The organism is Marinomonas sp. CT5 (assembly GCF_018336975.1).
Lineage (GTDB): Bacteria > Pseudomonadota > Gammaproteobacteria > Pseudomonadales > Marinomonadaceae > Marinomonas.
Genome location: NZ_CP025572.1, coordinates 3,834,457 through 3,851,852 on the forward strand (window position 1 = coordinate 3,834,457; position 17,396 = coordinate 3,851,852).

Annotated in this window: 16 protein-coding genes and 1 pseudogene; 10 read left to right on the top strand and 7 right to left on the bottom strand. The window is 42.9% G+C overall.

Annotated elements, in window-relative coordinates; all coding sequences use genetic code 11:
- The first annotated feature begins 112 nt into the window (after positions 1-112).
- Together C0J08_RS18385 and C0J08_RS18390 are read left to right on the top strand one after the other, a co-directional pair.
- Positions 113-1,267 (top strand): MFS transporter, encoded by a 1,155-nt coding sequence (locus C0J08_RS18385; RefSeq protein ID WP_212653343.1) that lies wholly within the window; start codon positions 113-115, stop codon positions 1,265-1,267.
- 11 nt (positions 1,268-1,278) lie between these two features.
- On the top strand, positions 1,279-2,385 hold the full coding sequence (locus tag C0J08_RS18390) for a histone deacetylase-like amidohydrolase (protein WP_212653344.1): 1,107 nt from the start codon (positions 1,279-1,281) through the stop codon (positions 2,383-2,385).
- Between the two features lie 58 nt (positions 2,386-2,443).
- Here the strand turns inward: C0J08_RS18390 and C0J08_RS18395 are convergent, their stop codons facing one another.
- Positions 2,444-3,517, bottom strand: coding sequence for a zinc-binding metallopeptidase family protein (locus tag C0J08_RS18395; RefSeq protein WP_212653345.1), 1,074 nt, complete (start codon positions 3,515-3,517; stop codon positions 2,444-2,446).
- 164 nt (positions 3,518-3,681) lie between these two features.
- Between C0J08_RS18395 and C0J08_RS18400 the strand changes: the two genes are divergently transcribed.
- From C0J08_RS18400 to C0J08_RS18410, 3 genes are all read left to right on the top strand, one after another.
- Positions 3,682-4,698: a LacI family DNA-binding transcriptional regulator gene (locus tag C0J08_RS18400; RefSeq protein ID WP_212653346.1), complete on the top strand. Its 1,017-nt coding sequence runs from the start codon at positions 3,682-3,684 to the stop codon at positions 4,696-4,698.
- Between the two features lie 134 nt (positions 4,699-4,832).
- On the top strand, positions 4,833-5,786 hold the full coding sequence (locus C0J08_RS18405) for a sugar kinase (RefSeq protein WP_212653347.1): 954 nt from the start codon (positions 4,833-4,835) through the stop codon (positions 5,784-5,786).
- A 40-nt stretch (positions 5,787-5,826) separates the two neighbouring features.
- The gene (locus C0J08_RS18410) at positions 5,827-6,810 is read left to right on the top strand and encodes a 2-hydroxyacid dehydrogenase (protein ID WP_212653348.1); all 984 of its coding nucleotides are present in this window, start codon (positions 5,827-5,829) and stop codon (positions 6,808-6,810) included.
- 43 nt (positions 6,811-6,853) lie between these two features.
- Here the strand turns inward: C0J08_RS18410 and C0J08_RS18415 are convergent, their stop codons facing one another.
- From C0J08_RS18415 to C0J08_RS18425, 3 genes are all read right to left on the bottom strand, one after another.
- Positions 6,854-8,977, bottom strand: a complete 2,124-nt coding sequence (locus C0J08_RS18415; RefSeq protein ID WP_212653349.1) for a methyl-accepting chemotaxis protein — start codon at positions 8,975-8,977, stop codon at positions 6,854-6,856.
- A gap of 99 nt (positions 8,978-9,076) precedes the next feature.
- A complete protein-coding gene (gene lepB, locus C0J08_RS18420) occupies positions 9,077-9,877 on the bottom strand; it encodes a signal peptidase I (RefSeq protein ID WP_212653350.1) in 801 nt (266 codons plus the stop codon).
- An 85-nt stretch (positions 9,878-9,962) separates the two neighbouring features.
- A complete protein-coding gene (locus C0J08_RS18425; protein WP_212653351.1) occupies positions 9,963-10,862 on the bottom strand; it encodes a LysR family transcriptional regulator in 900 nt (299 codons plus the stop codon).
- Between the two features lie 114 nt (positions 10,863-10,976).
- Between C0J08_RS18425 and C0J08_RS18430 the strand changes: the two genes are divergently transcribed.
- Positions 10,977-12,125, top strand: a complete 1,149-nt coding sequence (locus C0J08_RS18430; protein ID WP_212653352.1) for an alpha-hydroxy acid oxidase — start codon at positions 10,977-10,979, stop codon at positions 12,123-12,125.
- 80 nt (positions 12,126-12,205) lie between these two features.
- On the opposite strand, the gene C0J08_RS18435 is transcribed toward C0J08_RS18430, so the two are convergent.
- Positions 12,206-12,628, bottom strand: a complete 423-nt coding sequence (locus C0J08_RS18435; protein WP_212653353.1) for a helix-turn-helix domain-containing protein — start codon at positions 12,626-12,628, stop codon at positions 12,206-12,208.
- 80 nt (positions 12,629-12,708) lie between these two features.
- Between C0J08_RS18435 and C0J08_RS18440 the strand changes: the two genes are divergently transcribed.
- The 4 genes and pseudogenes from C0J08_RS18440 (at position 12,709) to C0J08_RS18455 (ending at position 14,602) form a co-directional block, all read left to right on the top strand.
- On the top strand, positions 12,709-13,200 hold the full coding sequence (locus C0J08_RS18440) for a DUF2938 domain-containing protein (RefSeq protein WP_212653354.1): 492 nt from the start codon (positions 12,709-12,711) through the stop codon (positions 13,198-13,200).
- Positions 13,201-13,515: 315 nt separating this feature from the next.
- A pseudogene (locus tag C0J08_RS22925) lies at positions 13,516-13,713 on the top strand (type II toxin-antitoxin system RelE/ParE family toxin); the annotation flags it as partial.
- Positions 13,710-13,973, top strand: coding sequence for a helix-turn-helix domain-containing protein (locus C0J08_RS18450; RefSeq protein WP_212653356.1), 264 nt, complete (start codon positions 13,710-13,712; stop codon positions 13,971-13,973). The pseudogene C0J08_RS22925 and the gene C0J08_RS18450, both read left to right, overlap by 4 nt.
- 26 nt (positions 13,974-13,999) lie before the next feature.
- A complete protein-coding gene (locus tag C0J08_RS18455) occupies positions 14,000-14,602 on the top strand; it encodes a LysE family translocator (protein ID WP_212653357.1) in 603 nt (200 codons plus the stop codon).
- Between the two features lie 82 nt (positions 14,603-14,684).
- Here C0J08_RS18455 and C0J08_RS18460 read toward each other — a convergent pair whose 3' ends face one another.
- A complete protein-coding gene (locus C0J08_RS18460) occupies positions 14,685-16,391 on the bottom strand; it encodes an L-rhamnose mutarotase (RefSeq protein WP_212653358.1) in 1,707 nt (568 codons plus the stop codon).
- Positions 16,388-17,395 carry an ABC transporter permease gene (locus tag C0J08_RS18465; RefSeq protein ID WP_212653359.1) on the bottom strand — a complete coding sequence of 336 codons (1,008 nt, stop codon included), beginning with the start codon at positions 17,393-17,395 and terminating at the stop codon, positions 16,388-16,390. The genes C0J08_RS18460 and C0J08_RS18465 overlap by 4 nt, the downstream gene beginning before the upstream one ends.
- Position 17,396 lies beyond the last annotated feature (1 nt).

The window sequence follows — 17,396 nt, forward strand, 5'->3', positions numbered from 1 at the left end:
AACATAAAATGAAAAATAACCCCATAATCTATTCGTCTAAAAATAAGGTATGCAGCCCCAATAAAAAATCTCGATTAACGCAGACTTCGGATTGCAAATTTGGGGGTGGCAAATGATATCAACTCATCTTGAAAGTCCCCTCGCTAGAAGTTCATCTAATGCCACGATATTTGCCATCGTCATGATAGCGGCCGTTGTTCCTGCTCTTTTAATGACAGGACCAGTTGTAGCAGGACAATTAGCTGTCGAACTAAATATGACCCCATCTTCAATAGGTCTATTATTTATGTCTGAAAACGGTGCCATGAGTTTGGCAACCATTCCGGCTCTATTTTGGTTATCACGCTTCAACCTAAAAACAGTCTCTTTTCTATGTGCTGTCGTTTTTATTCTTGCAAACCTAGCATCAATGTTAGCCGACACTTCAAGCTCTCTTATTATCACTCGAATTGTCAGTGGTCTTGCCGGTGGGTCATTAATGGTTATCTGTATGACATCAGCTTCTGCTCTTCCTAAACCAGATCGAGCCTATGGACTTTGGGTATTCGGTCAATTGGTTCTAGGGGCAATAGGCCTCGCGATTCTACCAAGCCTATTTGAGTCATTTGGCTTAAAAGCCTTCTTCTTGCTAATGGCTATACTAATGGCTCTCTGTGTGCCTTTAACCCGCTTTTTACCTGAAACAGCACCGAACAAAAACCAGAAGTCCACTACTTTTTTTGGTGGTATATCTCGTCATGCCGTCATGGGACTGATCGCCATCCTATTGTTTTACATTAGTTTAATGGGAGTTTGGACATTTATTGGCTCCATCGGGGCTGCTGCCGGAATCACAGGACAAACGAGCGGAAATATTTTAGCCATCGCGACACTATTTGGTATTGCAGGTGCCGGCGTTGCAACCTTATTGGGCGGTCGTAGTCGTTTTACTTGGTTACTTATCCTTGGTTATGGACTGATGATTGCGAGTATTGCTCTGCTGTTCTCGCCCGATGGTACAAACTTTAGTGTCGCTGCCTTCAGCTTCAAGTTTGCATGGACATTTGCCTTACCTTTCATCTTAGCCACCTTGTCTAAATTCGATACCAACGGTCAAGTCATGAACCTCAGTAACATGGTTATGGGTGGTGGTATCGCTATTGGTCCTATGGTAGCAGGGTTGATGATAGACAAGTTTGGCGGTTTCAGCGCAACACTCAGTTTCGCCCTAATACTGGCACTGACATCACTTTTATTAACTCTTGTACTACAAACAAAAACTAAATAAGGAACTGAAAAATGAATAAAACAGGCTTTTACTATGATGAATCATGTTTCTGGCACATTGCTGGGTCTTACGCTGGACCACTTCCAATTGGTGGCTGGGTACAACCGCCATCCGGTTCCAGCCATGCGGAATCACCAGAAACAAAGAGACGTTTAAAAAATTTAATGGACCGCTCAGGTTTAACCGCCAAACTTATAGTGAGTGGTGCCGCACCTGCTCAATATGAAGATTTACAACGAGTCCATCCAGAAAGTTACCTACAAAGATTCAAAGCACTCAGTGATGAAAATGGTGGTGAATTGGGACCAAATGCCAGCATTGGTAACGGAAGTTATGAAATTGCCTGCTTGTCATCAGGGCTAGTAAGCCAAGCGGTTGAAGACGTTGTTCTGGGTAACATCAAAAATGCGTATGCCCTATGCAGACCACCAGGACACCATTGCCTACCAGACCAAGCGATGGGCTTTTGCTTTCTTGCGAATATTCCGATTGCCATTGAAAAAGCGAAAGCAAAACATAATGTAGGCCGTGTGGCCGTTATCGATTGGGATGTTCATCATGGCAACGGTACTCAGGAAATTTATCTAGAACGTGATGATGTGCTTAGTATTTCGATTCATCAGGAAAATTGCTTCCCACCGGGTTATTCTGGTGCCGAAGACAGAGGGGTAGGAAAAGGAGAAGGCTACAACATCAACATTCCATTGCTGGCAGGCAGTGGCCACGAAGCGTATGTCTATGCTTTTGAACAAATAGTGCTACCCGCTTTAGAAGCATACAAGCCAGATTTAATCATCGTAGCGTGCGGCTATGATGCCAACGCGGTTGACCCACTCGCTAGAATGCAGGCACACAGCAATACTTTCCGCACCATGACAAGCATGCTGACAAACACAGCTGAGCAACTTTGCAACGGCCGTTTAGTCATGGCTCACGAAGGCGGATATGCAGAAAGCTATGTGCCATTTTGCGGACTCGCCACGATGGAAGCCTTGTCGGGACATAAAACCGAAGTTGAAGATCCGCTTCTAGAATTCATTAACTTACAGCAACCTAATGCCGATTTTGTTGAATTCCAAAAATCTAAAATCGACCAACTAAAACAAAAAGTTTTATAAAGGCAAAGTGGCAGGCTGCCGTTCAACGTAGCCTGCCACGCCCTAAAATTTCATTACTCTATTTTTCTTTATAGTCCTTCAACAAACGATGAATAAACGCCAATTTATCACGCACCGCAGGAACTAAAACAAAAGGATAAAGATCCGGTTGTCCCATGCCACGATTTAAATTGTTCACAGCAAAGGTTAATGGCACATATTGCGCGAGAATATCGTCAAAGTTATCGTGCTGATAAGGATCAATAGTCATCATTACGGCGAGATTTTGTCGATTCGCACCAGCTGGTTGAAGGCTTAAACCAAGGTCACTTGCCATTTCAACGGTATCGACAATATGAAGATAATGAGCCCATGTTTCCGCCCAATCTTCCCAAGGGTGAGAAGAAGCATAAACACTCACAAAAGATTGTTGCCAATCTGGGTTTGGCGCTTGGTAATGAGCCTCTAGCGCATCGGCGTAACTCGTACGGTCATCGCCAAAAAGCCCTCTAAAATCCGCTAAAACTTGTTCATCTTCAAAAACCAATTGATCCCAATAATAATGCCCGATTTCATGTCTAAAATGCCCTATAACAGTTCGATAAGACTCTTTCATATCTTCGCGCATTTGCTCTCGATCAACTGAATTTCCTTCAGCGGCATTGATCGTTACCTGACCAGAAGCATGCCCCGTCATAGCGCTCACATCTTCAGGAACCACATTATTTTCAGAAATAAAATCAAATGATAAACCGTCTTCAGGTTCTGCTTTTTTGCTGATCAGTGGCAACCCAAGACGCAACAAAGAATATACTAGACGATGTTTCGCAAACTCCAATTGCTGCCATGCCTGACGCTCTTCTATTTTATCTAAATTCGGAATATGACGATTCAATTCACACGCCATACAAAAAGTACTGCCGCCCTCTTCCACCAGCCAATTACATACCTGATGTTGATGATTTTCACAGTAATACCAACGCTTTGCGGGGATAGATTTATCCGCCATTGCATACCAAGCATTATCAACTGTCTTCAACGCACTGATCACTAATTGATCTGGCAAAAAGCCTAACGACGACGAACATTGCTCACAGTGCGTGTTTTCAAACAACACTGTTTGACCACATTGCTGACAACTGAAAATTTTCATATAACTCCTGCTATCAAAAAAGATAAGCCTGTGAATGTAAGAAATGAAAAAGAAAAACCGAATTCTGATCAATTAAAGGCAATTGCACCTTGCTAGGATCATAGTTTACAGTAAGAAAAAAGCCCACCTTATTAACTTCCGTACTTGACCATTGAGACAATACATTGCTAAAGAAACAAAATAAGAACTTCACCACTATTTCGGACGTAGCAAACTATGCAAAAGTGGGTAAGACCAGTGTTTCACGTTACCTTAATGGGGAACAAGATAAATTATCTGAAGCACTACGAGAAAAAATCGCGCAAGCGATTGCTCACCTAGATTTTCGTCCTAACCATTCTGCACGGATGCTTAGAGCGGGGCACTCAAAACTCATTGGATTAATGCTTGCCGATGTCACCAACCCTTACTCGATCGATGTATTACGCGGTGTCGAGCATATCTGTCGACAAGAAGGCTATATGCTAATGGTATGCAATACAGACAACGAAAGAGAACTACAAGATCGTTACTTAGCATTATTAGAAGCTCATAGAGTTGATGGCATTATTGTTAACACATCTGGTATGGCGCAAAAGCAGATTAGCAGCTTAACGCAGATATCTTGCCCCATTGTCATGGTAGACCGAATAAACACATCACTTGGATTCGATACCGTTGGCTTAGACAATGAAACCGCGGCAAAAGAGGCTTGTCTACATTTACAAAGCAAAGCTTACGAATCTATTTTAGTCATTACCAAATCACTGGAAATTGACCCAAGACAAGCCAGAGTCGATGCTATAAAAGCCTTTACTCAGGAGCATGAAGACATATCATGCGATATTATTGAAATTGAGACGATGACAGTTAATCAGCTAAGCAAGGAAATCCAGACTTTTATTGATGCATATCCAAATAGTAAAAAAGCTATTTTCACCACCAATGGCGTTGCAATGATGAGTACCGCAAAAGCGCTAAAACAACTTGGTGCGCATATTGGATCTGACATCGGCTTAATTGGCATCGATGACCCAGAATGGGCGCAATTACTTGAAGGTGGCATTACAGTAATGCGACAACCAGCCCAACAAATAGGTCAAACGGCTTGTGAACGTTTATTAGGACGTGTCCAAGGTAATAACCAACCAGCCGAGCATATTAAACTAACCGCAGAGCTAATTGTCCGGCAATCTACTTAACATAATCTCCCCTAAACATAGATAGCAATCACATTCTAGGTATTAGCAGTCTATTCATGGAACCGATTCCATGATATTTTCAAAGAATACTTTTCGACGGCCATAAACCAACAAAAAATTAGAGGCAAAATCTCATGCAAAACTCACAACCACAACATTTTGTCACTCTTGGCGAAGCCATGACGATGTTTGTTGCCAAAGCTCCCGGGCAACTGGCTGATATTGAGGAATTTCATCGATCTTTAGCGGGCGCTGAAGTCAATGTTGCCATAGGTATGGCACGTTTAGGTTTTGAAGCCAGCTATATTAGTAAAGTGGGTAAGGACAGCTTTGGCCAGTTTATCCGCCAAGCTATAAACAAAGAAAATATTCGCACCGATTGGATTTCTGAGAGCACCAATCATGCTACCGGGTTTATGCTTAAATCCAATGTAACGGATGGCAGCGACCCCAAAGTAGAATATTTTCGTCGTAATTCTGCCGCTTCGACACTCAGTGCAGCAGACATTGACAGCAATTTATTTAAAGCTGGCGCGCATTTACATTTAACAGGTGTCGCCGCCGCAGTTTCTACCCCCATGCGCAAAGCCGCGAAACAGGCTCTAAGATTAGCCAAAGAAGAAGGTTGCAGCATCTCTTTTGACACAAACCTACGCCCTACTTTATGGGCAGATGAAGCGACTATGATAGCCACTATCAATGAATTTGCCTTTGCCAGTGACATTGTTTTACCGGGCATTGAAGAAGGCAAAATTCTCGCTGGCAGTGATCAACCAGACGTTATTGCCGACTTTTACCTTCAACAAGGTGTTCAAGCCGTTATCGTCAAACTGGGTAGCAAAGGCGCTTACTTCAAAACGAGTAAGGGCGAGTCTGGCACAGTCGCAGGTTTCCCTGTAGACAAGGTGGTCGACACCGTAGGAGCTGGTGATAGTTTTGCCGTTGGCGTGATATCTGCCCTATTAGATGGTAAAACAATAGAACAGGCAGCACGTCGTGGCAATCTGCTAGGATCATTAACTGTGCAAGTTCGTGGTGACAGTGAAGGCTTGCCAACACGTCAGCAGCTCAACAAGTTTGAGAAATAAAAGCTTTAGAGAAAAACAACAAATAACAGGGAGCAATAGAATGAAGAGAAAAGTCATTTTATACAAAGAGATTCCAGAGCATGAACGCCAACGCCTAGAAGCAGAATTCGATGTTACCTTCTTCAATGGCGTTAATGAAAAGAATCAAGATGCTTTTCTTGCCGCTCTTTCACAAGCGGAAGGTCTAATTGGTTCCAGTGCCGATATGACACCAGAACGTCTGGATCTTGCTCCCAAACTTAAAGCAGCATCCACCATTTCGGTCGGAACGGATCAATATGATTTAAGCTACCTTGCCAAACGTAATATTCCACTGATGCACACCCCGGGGGTGCTTGACGAAACCACCGCGGATACGCTATTCACCCTTATTATGTGTACCGCGCGCCGAGCGGTTGAGTTATCCAATATGGTGCGTGAAGGAAAGTGGAACAAACACATAGGTGAAGACCTTTACGGCACCGACGTTCATGGCAAAACACTTGGCATCATTGGTATGGGACGTATTGGCTACGCGATTGCCAAGCGTGGGTATTTCGGCTTCAACATGAAGATTCAGTACAGTAACCGCAGTCGCAAACTAGACGCAGAGCAAGATCTAAACGCTACTTACATGGATATGGAAGAACTGCTAAAAACCTCCGATTTTATTTGCGTGATGACGCCATTAACTGCAGAAACAGAACGATTAATCGGTGCAAAAGAATTCGCTATGATGAAAAAAGACGCCATTTTTATCAACGGGTCCCGCGGGAAGGTAATTGACGAGGCTGCTCTTATCGACGCGCTAAGCAATGGCACCATTCGCGCTGCGGGTTTGGATGTCTTTGAAGTCGAACCACTACCAGGTGACTCCCCACTTTGTAAACTGGACAATGCGGTATTGTTTCCGCATATTGGCTCAGCCACATCAGAGACTCGTCTCGCCATGATTTCCTGTGCCATAGACAATCTTATCAACGCCCTGAACGGCGATATTTCTAAAAACTGCGCGAACAAACATTTAATAAATAAAAATGGGTAGCTTTTGCTACCCATTTTTCAACCAATTGTTTTATCAATCTACGTTAACTTTTCAGTTTGCTTAATTGACGATCTAACTCATCTAATTGATGGGTTACTTGCTCACTACTGTCATTCGTTTGATTTGCGAACTGTGCCAATACTTCAGCCGCATCTTCAATTTTTCTCAGCATTCCTGTGATATCTACACTCACTTGGCTTTGCTCTTCGGCCGCTGCAGCCACTTGTTGAATATGATCGTTAATGAGCTCTATTTCATTTACCACAGCAGCAAGGCTGCTATTTACTTCTTCCGTTGACTGAACAGACAAGGCGACTTTGTCGCCACTGTTCGCAATGCTGCTCACCGCAATTTTCACTTCTTGTTGCAGGTTATTGATTAAGCTATCGATTTCTTCCGTGGAGTTTTGCGTTTTAGAAGCAAGACTACGTACTTCATCCGCCACCACGGCAAAGCCTCGACCTTGCTCTCCGGCCCGTGCCGCTTCAATGGCTGCGTTGAGAGCCAATAGATTGGTTTGCTCAGCCACACTGCGAATCACTTCAAGAATCTGGTTAATATCATCGGAACGTGCAGACACTTTATCAATGGAATCTTTTGCGCTCTCCATACTGCTGCTAAGTTCTTGAACCGTATTCGTTGAGGTCACGATACTACTTTGAGATTGACGAACGGTATTGTTCATCAACTTCATTTTATCGGCTAAACCCGCCGTGATTTTCGCTACTTCATGAGCTGTGTTAGACATTTCTTGAGTCGACACAACCACATTCGCAAGCTCGGCTTTTTGATGGGCGGTCTCTTCTAATGAACTATGGCTGGCGCTCACATTCTTACCAGAGGATTCACGAACCCTGATACCGATGGATTTTAGCGAATTCACCATATCACGTAGCTTTTGTAAAAAGAGATTAAAGCCTGCGCTTAATTCATTTAACTCTGCATGCGCATTTAAATCGAGAGTCTGAGTTAAATCACCATCATTACCCGATAGCTGAGCCACTTGTTCGTTCAACAATTGCAACGGACGAATAATGGAGCGCACAATCAACAGCATTAGCACTGTTGCCACAATGGATACGATCACAGCAAGTGTTAACTGTTCAATCAGCGCTCGTTGTTTAACGCTTTCCATTAGCTCTAATTTCGCATCCAACTTAGCCATAGCAACGGACATAGGTAAGCTAATCAAAAAATTCCACTGAGTGCTTGAATTACCAAGATTCAAAGGCTGAGCAACAATCAATTGACCGTCTTGCTCTATTACACCGCCTTTATTCGCCAGCTCTAACAAGGCTTGACCATTCTCAGTATCAACCGTTTTGAATGACTTTCCTAAACTGTCATTGTATTTACTAGAAGCGACAATCAGTCCTTTTTTACTGACTATGGTAACGGAGCCTTGTCCATCATAAAGCCCATTAGACAATTCATTCGCAAACTCTTGCATAACAGGTAAATCAAGATCGGCACCAACAATACCTTTAAACACTCCCGACTCGATAATCGGCGCGGCAAGACTCGTCATCAATACTTGAGTACCGTTAGGTAAATCAAACAAGTAGGGCTCAACAATACAGGCTTTTTGCGTGTCTTTAGGGCATAAATACCATTCAGAAATACGCTGTCCGTGATCGTCTTTATCCGTAATATATTTAATTTGTGCGCTTTCAATTGGATAATAAGTAATCTCACCATCTTCCGTTAACGCCACCGTCACAGCAAAAGAGCCGTCATCTTTAGCACTTACATTGCTATCTTTACCTACGTATTCACTGTCCTTATTATCAAACGCATTAGGTTCAAAAAAGGTATACAGCACACTAGCATTAGGAGCACTTTTTTTTGCCGCTTCTATCAAACGCGAGATTTGCTCTCTAGACAAAGGAGGCGATAAGGTCAAATTACCAGACAGTTGAGACGCTAAAACATTTGCGACATCAAGATTTTTTTCGACATAAGCTTGAATTTGCTCTCCAGCAATACGAGTGTTTAATTCAAGCTTTGATATAGCTGACTCTTTGAGATCAATAACAGCGTCTTGCTTTAAACTATCACTTAATGAAGATATCTTTGAATAAGTCTGCCATGTAAATAGTAAAGAAATAAATAAAATAGACCCAATACTAATCAGTAATAACTTATTTTTAAGAGATAAATTGGCCATAATATACCTTCTTAATTAGTGGGATTTACGCTAATTATCTTGATATTAGTTAAGCACAATTTACTATTACTATTGTTTATATTTGTATCTGAAAGCCTATTACCTCACTTCTCTCCCCAGTCGCTCCATGTCTTTAGAGAACCAAATATAAGTCACTTTGCCAATCACATCAGATTCGGTAACAGTCCCCCAATAACGGCTGTCACTGCTGTTATCCCGCCAATCTCCCAATACAAACACTTGGCCTTCAGGAACCATTGTTTCAGCCATATAAGTAGACACTTTATTGCGTCTAAAATCTTCATCAACAGAGGCGGCTAATTCTGTTTTACCATTTAAAATCACCTGGCCATTTTCGATAGCGACTGTGTCCTTTCCCAAAGCAACCACCCGCTGAGCATACAAAGTTTGTTTATTCTTGGGATAACGAAACACCACCACATCGCCAACTTTTATCAGTGAATCCTGTGTATCAACAGTAATGTAATCACCAGGCTGAAGAGTCGGCATCATCGAGCGAGAAGGAATTTTATAAAACTCGAACCCCAACACAGACCCACGAAACGAGATAAGCATTTGACCACAAGCCAAAACTAGAACCAAAACAAACAGATACCAATACCAACGATTATAAGACTTCAATTCATAAGTCTTATTAGCTAAAGCTAACCGCACGGAACTGAACATGGCGTACGAATACAAACACACCAAAAAAGCAATAAAGAACCATGCCCCATAAGCGGTGGAGAGAAAACCCAGTTTACCCAATAAAAAAATTACGCCATATTGTAATAGAAATAACCAAAAACCTTTTTTAAGATCCCCCGCATACACATGACCAAAACCTGGCGACAATAACGACAATAACAACGCTATAATTGGTTTTCTTTTTTTTATCACCTCTAACTCCTTTTAATTAATAAAGCGCCATTATACAAAATGTGGCAATACAGCTAACCCTTCACTTACTATATTATTCCCAAGGTCAAAAATATTCTTTTTTATCCTGATAGGCTTGTTTAATGTGCCCTATCAGCAATTTTAGTTTTTTGGGCAAATATTTAGTAAATGGATAAATAGCGTAAACGCCCAATTGACGAGGCTGATACTGCGACAAAATAGCAACCAATGTCCCTTGCTGTAAGTCCTCATAGACACAACAACGTGGCACATAAACAATACCGAATCCTGCCAAGGCCGCTTTACGTAATGCCTGTGCGTTATTTGTCGCGAAGCTACCACTAATACATACACTTTCCTCTTGACCATTTTGTGTAAAACGCCAATCAAAGGAGCCTTGTGCCTGATAGGTATAAGCCAAACAATTATGGTCTTTCAAGGCTTCTAAATTGGTCACTTCGCCATGGCGCTCGATGTAACTTGGCGAGCAGCAAACCACCCAATTAGATTGAATTAAAGGCTTGGCTATTAAGCTAGAATCTTCCAGCTTGCCAGTACGAATAGCTAGATCTAACCCCTCGCCAACCAAATCCACAAAATCATTTTCAAGGCGCATATCCACGCTGATGTTGGGATATTTTTGACAAAAATCTGCCACGGCTTCCGCCAATAGCAATTCTCCTGAAATAGTCGGCACCGACATTTTTATCGTACCCGTTAGACCTTGGCTAAAGGCCGACACGGAGGCAATTGCATCGCTCACTTGGCCTTCAATATTCTTGGCATGAACGTATAAATTCTCTCCAGCTTCGGTCAGGCTGAGCCGTCTTGTCGTACGATGGATCAACTGTGCCCCAAGGTCTTGCTCAAGTTTGCTAATACGTTTACTTAGCGCAGGAGTCGATAAGCCTACTTGCTGGGCAGCCTTATTAAAGGAGCCCGTATCCGCAACATTCACAAACAGTGTTAAATCGGCTGCGTTCAAGTTCATCCCCTTTCATTAAGTTGTTTTTGGAAATAGTTTATTAGTTTATGTCGTATTTATCGTAAATCCTACTCACGCTATAGTGAATAAATAAAATAATAGGAGCAAAAAACCATGCGTCTCAAAGATTGCCACAACTTCCAAGACTTCCGCACTTTGGCTAAAAAACGCCTTCCTGGTCCTATATTTAATTACATAGATGGTGGCGCTGATGACGAAACAACCTATCGTCGCAATACCGCCGCTTTTGAAACCTGCGATCTAGTGCCCAGCGTCCTGACTGGCGTAAAAGACGTAGATTTGTCCGTTACCGTCATGGGACAAAAACTCGCTCTGCCAATTTACTGTTCGCCGACTGCTTTGCAGCGATTATTCCATCATGATGGCGAAAGAGCCGTTGCCAATGCCGCCGAAAAATACGGCACCATGTTTGGCGTATCGTCCCTTGGCACCGTCAGCATGGAAGAAATCGCTCAGCAAACCACTACGCCGCAGGTCTATCAGTTTTACTTCCATAAAGACCGAGAACTGAACCGTGCCATGATGCAAAGAGCCAAAGACGCCGGCGTGCAAGTCATGATGCTAACGGTCGATTCCATTACTGGCGGCAATCGAGAACGTGACCTTCGCACAGGCTTCGCCATTCCCTTTAAATTAAACCTAAAAGGCATGCTGCAATTTGTCCTCAAACCTATGTGGGGCATTAACTACGTGACCCACGAAAAGTTCCGTTTACCTCAGTTGGAGGAACACATCGACATGGGTTCTGGTGCCACGTCGATTGGCGACTACTTTACCAACATGCTCGACCCATCGATGAACTGGGATGATGTAGCTGAAATGGTGAAATTCTGGGATGGAGAGTTCTGCTTAAAAGGCATCATGAGCCGAGAAGACGCTCGAAAAGCGGTAGAGATTGGCTGCACTGGCGTAATCATTTCTAACCATGGCGGTCGCCAGTTAGATGGCTCCCGCAGTTCCTTTGATCAGCTCGCAGAAATCGTCGATGAAGTAGGTGACGAAATAGACGTGATATTCGACAGCGGCGTGCAACGCGGTACTCATGTACTCAAAGCCTTATCTCTTGGCGCAAAAGCCGTCGGCATCGGCCGCATGTACTTGTATCCACTCGCTGCCGCTGGGCAACCTGGCGTCGAACGCGCACTCGGACTGATGAAAGCCGAACTCGAACGCGACATGAAACTCATGGGCAAAACATCAATTGATCAACTAACGAAAGAAAATTTGCGATTTCGGTCTTAGAATACTGGCTATACTTCCAAAGTGTAAAAGCTAAGCAGTGCGGCGTTTCTCTATCGGCAATTTATTTTAAATGCAGCCGCCTACTTCTTCGAAACGCCTTTGGTGCTCACTCCTTTAATAGCACCCGATGCAGCCAGTCCCATTAAACGGCGAAATTTTGGACATTCTAAATGACTCGGTGCAGAGCATTCTGCCGTGTGCCGAAGTCCGTCACGCATAGATGTCAATGTCCGAATCGTTTTATCTAGCTCTTCTGCCTTGTCTAATAATAACTGTCGGTTAATCTCAGGACTGTCATTGTCACCAAAAATTCTGGCTATTTCGTCTAATGAAAAACCTACAACACGTCCTAAAGAAATCAATTCCAACCGTACTAAAACATTGGAGTTAAAAATTCGGCGTAATCCTCGCCGCCCAACTGAAGTGATTAAACCTTTCTCATCATAAAAACGCAGTGTCGATGCTGGCACACCTGATCGTTTTGCGACTTCCGAAATATCCATCCTTTGCCTCTTGACCTCAAGTTTACTTTAACTTGTAAGCTAGCATCACACCTACTAAAGAACAATCACCGGAGAGCAATATGCAAACATTACTATTTATTTTGATTATAGGGATAGGTGCCACTTTCATAATGGATATATGGGCAATAGTACGTAAGTATTTGCTTGGTATCCCTTCACTTAATTATGGAATGGTTGGACGCTGGATTGGTCATATGATGAAGGGTCGCTTTCATCATGAATCAATAGGAAAATCTCCCACTATACCGTATGAAAATGTCATCGGTTGGATAAGCCATTACGCTATAGGCATCGCATTCGCCGCGGTGTTAGTAAGCCTATATGGTATTACATGGACGCACACTCCAACCATAGTACCAGCGCTCACGGTTGGTATTGCCACTGTTGTCGCACCTTTCTTCATATTACAACCCGGAATGGGAGCTGGCATTGCGGCGTCCAGAACACCAAAACCAACATCAGCTCGTATTCATAGCTTAATAAACCATGCTATTTTTGGTTTTGGGCTTTATCTATCAGGGTGGATACTAAATCTTTTTACCGCGCTATAAATAATCACTCAAAACGCCTCATGAAGAGTTCGCACTCATGTCGGAATGAGGCGTTGTGAGTGATTTAAATGTCAAAGTTACAATTTCTCGAACTATATAAAGTTAACGCATAAGTAAAAAAACATTCTTGATAAAGTTCACTTTAGCGTTAACGTTTAAAACATAAGGAATATACACTTTTACATCACGGAAGATGGTAAATCCCTATTAGCAGAATTTCTAGATTCGCTTGCTAGCAAACAAGCATAGAGAGTGGCTTGGGTACTTTAGTTAGTTAAAGAACTTGATGCTGTACCGTCAACATACCTTAAGAAGTTAGTGAAAACTAACAATATCTGGAAAATACACGGGCAAGTCGAAGGTAACATATTTCGTTTATTAGGACTCTTTGATGGCGACAGTTTGGTTGTTTTAAATCACGGCTTTCAGAAGAAGACCCAAAAAAACACCATCAAGAGACATCAAGATTGCAAAGAGTCGTCGTCACGACTATTTAGCGAGGAAGAAACATGAGTGATTTAAAAAACCGCAAAGCCGACGATAAGGATTTTACTGAAGGTTACGACGAGGGTTATCAGGCCTTTAGATTTGGCGTATTGCTCAAAGAAGCGCGCAAGAACGCAGGGTTAACACAAGATGAATTAGCATTGAAACTGCATACTCAAAAAAGCGCTATATCTCGAATTGAAAGCCATTCTGATGATGTAAAGCTATCGACTCTTGAGCGTTTTGCAACCGCTCTGGGGAAAAAACTCGACATTCGTTTGATATAAAGCCAGAAAATCGGAAACCTAATTTAATGGATATACAAGGATTCGTAATAGCAATTTTGCCTATCGCTTTATCACCTGGAGCCAGTTTTACTCTTGCGCTGTCAAACGTTGCCATGAATGGCATTAAAGGTGCGTTCAAAGTCGTGATGGGAACTGGACTTGGAATTATTCTGCATGGCTTACTTGTGGGCCTCGGCATTTCTAATGCTTTAAACAAAAGCCAAGTTGTCATGAATAGTTTGCACATTATTGGTATGGCGTTCTTGCTTTGGCTAGGTCTAAAACTGGTTACTTCTGGCATGAAGCTATTGCATCATAAAACGGTATTATCTGCGTCAAACGTCAGTATAAAACAAGCCTTTCTGCTAAATGTTTTCAATACAAAAGCAATTATTTTGTACCTAACTGTTGTGCCTATTTTCGCTGGCTCAGGCTTATCAAGTTACCTATTGCTATCGATAATCCACGTTACGATTATGGCTCTGTGGATTTTAATTTTTAGCTTAGTATTTTGTTTTGCTAAAGAAAGGCTGAAAGTAAACATCATTAGCTCGGTGATCAATATTATCGGCGGATTATGCTTACTCTATATGTCCTTGCATTCTGCTGTGAATTATTACTATCAATAACCACTCACAACGCCTCATGAAGAGTTCGCGCCCGTGTCGGAATGAGGCATCGTAAGTGTTTTTTGTTAAAGATAAAGCGACACTACAACTCCCCCACTAAATCCCGCCATTGCTGACGATAAAGATTAAGCAAAGGTTTTATGTTTGCATCACACAGAGCGAGACTGAGGCGGCCTTTGAGTTTTAAGCTTTTATTAGAAAGCAAAGCGGCACCGCCGGAGGTGCCGGTAACATCACGAGAGGCGTAGATTTCATTTTGGCTTCGCATACAAGCTAATAAAGTGAGAAAATTGATGTTATTGCTAAACGCGCCTTCAACAATCACGGTGTCGCTGCTGCCCATCAGATCCAAACAATAATCTGTCATCAAGGCCACATAAATATCAGCCAGCGCAGACTGCATGGCAGGCGTTAACTCAATACCGCGATCAATAATGCGCCCTTCACAATGAGCAAACGGACCGCCACCTTTGGCAAAGGCGGGAATGGCCAAAATGCCGTGTTCGAGGATAAAGCTCACGTCACTCAAGGTGGCTTTGCTGTCGCTACGAAGTTGTTCCCATTCTCTTCCGCCCATGAAACGAATCGTCGGGGTAGCGCGGCCAAGAGCGTCCACATTGGCGAGCATGTCTTTGTCTTCGTGCAATGAATCCAGCTTGCCATTGATGGTCGCAATCACCGTCCAAGTACCACTAGATACGACGGTGAGTTTCTCCATGGGTTGGCCGATGTAAGGCACTAACGAAGCGTTAGAGTCATGGATGCCGTTGAAAATGACACAGCTCGTAGGCAAGCCAGTTTCTTTGGCTAAGTCAGGCAAGATGGTGCCAAGCTTGGCACCAGTCTCTATGACTTCAGGAAAGCGCTGCGCCCATTTTTGCTGTTCACACAAGGTAGAAAACTGACAACTGGTCGGGTTCCACAGATCGGTATGACATCCTAATGAGGTGACTTCAGCGGCTTTGTTACCACTGAGTTTATAGCCCCAATATTGCGGATACAAAAGTAATGAATCAACTGTTGCAAACTCATCTGCAAAGCGTTTTTGCTGCCAGAACAATTGCGCTCCTAAGTTCAGGCCTTGGGGCAATCTCGGACTAAAAGATTCACTAAAATCTGGGCGTGCAGCGTCGTATTCTTCTTTTAACTCAGACACACCATCGTATTCATAATCCAGAATCGGCAAGGCAAGTTGGTCGCCCTTCATGCAGGCAATGGTTGCCCCATGTGTGGTAATCGCAATGCTGGCAATAAAGTAGCGCTGGGCCAAATCGGCCAACGTATCTTTGATCCATTGCCATATTGAATCCACATCCACATGAGGATATGGTGGTGTATCAACCACACCATTAACACGCTTTTCAATCTGCAATAAGGCTCCCGTTTGACCGTCCATCAAACAGATTTTAATGTTGCTTTTGCCAATATCTAGAACCGCCACCACGCGGGTTTTGTCAGGTTGTAAAACATTGAAGCGAAACACTTCTTGCAGAACATCGGCTACAGGCTCAAACGATGGCGTTTTGGTTTCCATAATGTCAGCCATATATTTCCACCAGCGTTGCATAATGGGATGATCAGCCAAGGCTTTCGTATCTAAATCCTCTGCATCAAACGTGGCATAAAGTCGACTTTCGCGGTCACTCTCGTTGCGATCGAGGTGAATATAATAGTTGTGAATACCCTGCTGCTTTAAATGTTCAGCGAGCTCAGGCCAAAGCTCATCATGACGTTTTTTGTATTCCTCTTCACAGCCTTTGTGCAAATACATCACGGAGGCATATCTCATAACGCTTTTGCCTTTTTGTTTTTATAGAAAGTAATCAGCACAGGCAAACTCACCACGGTGATTAACATCACACCAACAATAATCGTCATAACAATGCCAGGTATATTCAGCAACCCCATACCAAAGGTCACCAACCCCATTAAAATAACCGCCAACACAACGCCCGCAATGGTTCCACTTCCACCAAGAATACTCACACCACCTAGCACTACCATAGTAATGATGCTGAGTTCCCAGCCCATGGCAATACTAGGGCGCGTACTACCCAAGCGAGACGTTAATAGAACAGATGCAATACCAGACATCACACCGACTAGGCTAAACAGAATCAAACGATGTTTATCAACCTTGATTCCCGAGTAATACGAGGCTGTCGGGTTATTACCAATAGCATAGGTGTAACGGCCAAATGTGGTGCGATGTAACAACCAATAAAACACCAAGGCAAAAAAGACAAACAGTACCAATTCGAATGAGAATACCCAGTAAACATAGCCCTGCCCAAAAAACTCAAAGCCATCGGGATAATCTCGTACTACTTGGTCACCCAATAAGATATAGCTGATACCACGAAATAAACTCATGGTGCCAATTGTCACCACAATGGAAGGAATATTGAAACGCGTCACCAAGATGCCATTAAACAAACCACAAGCTGCGCCAGCCAAAATACCCACAAATGCTACCGCATATACTGGTGCGCCCATTTGAGCCACGAAGCCCATTAAGGTACTGGAAAGCGAGATAATAGCGGCCACAGAAATATCAATTTCTTTAGCAATAATCAGCATCGCCATTGGCAAAGCAATTAAGGCTTTTTCGGTAAAATTAAAGGTCGCATCCGATAGGTTCCAAGGGTCTAAAAAGTAAGGTGATAAATGAGAGTTCATCACACAAACCAAAAACACAATCAGAATTAAGAAGGTTTCCCAACGGAAAATTTTTTGTAACCGACTGGTTAACATAACATCAGGCGTGACTGATTTTTTTATTGTTGTGTCCATA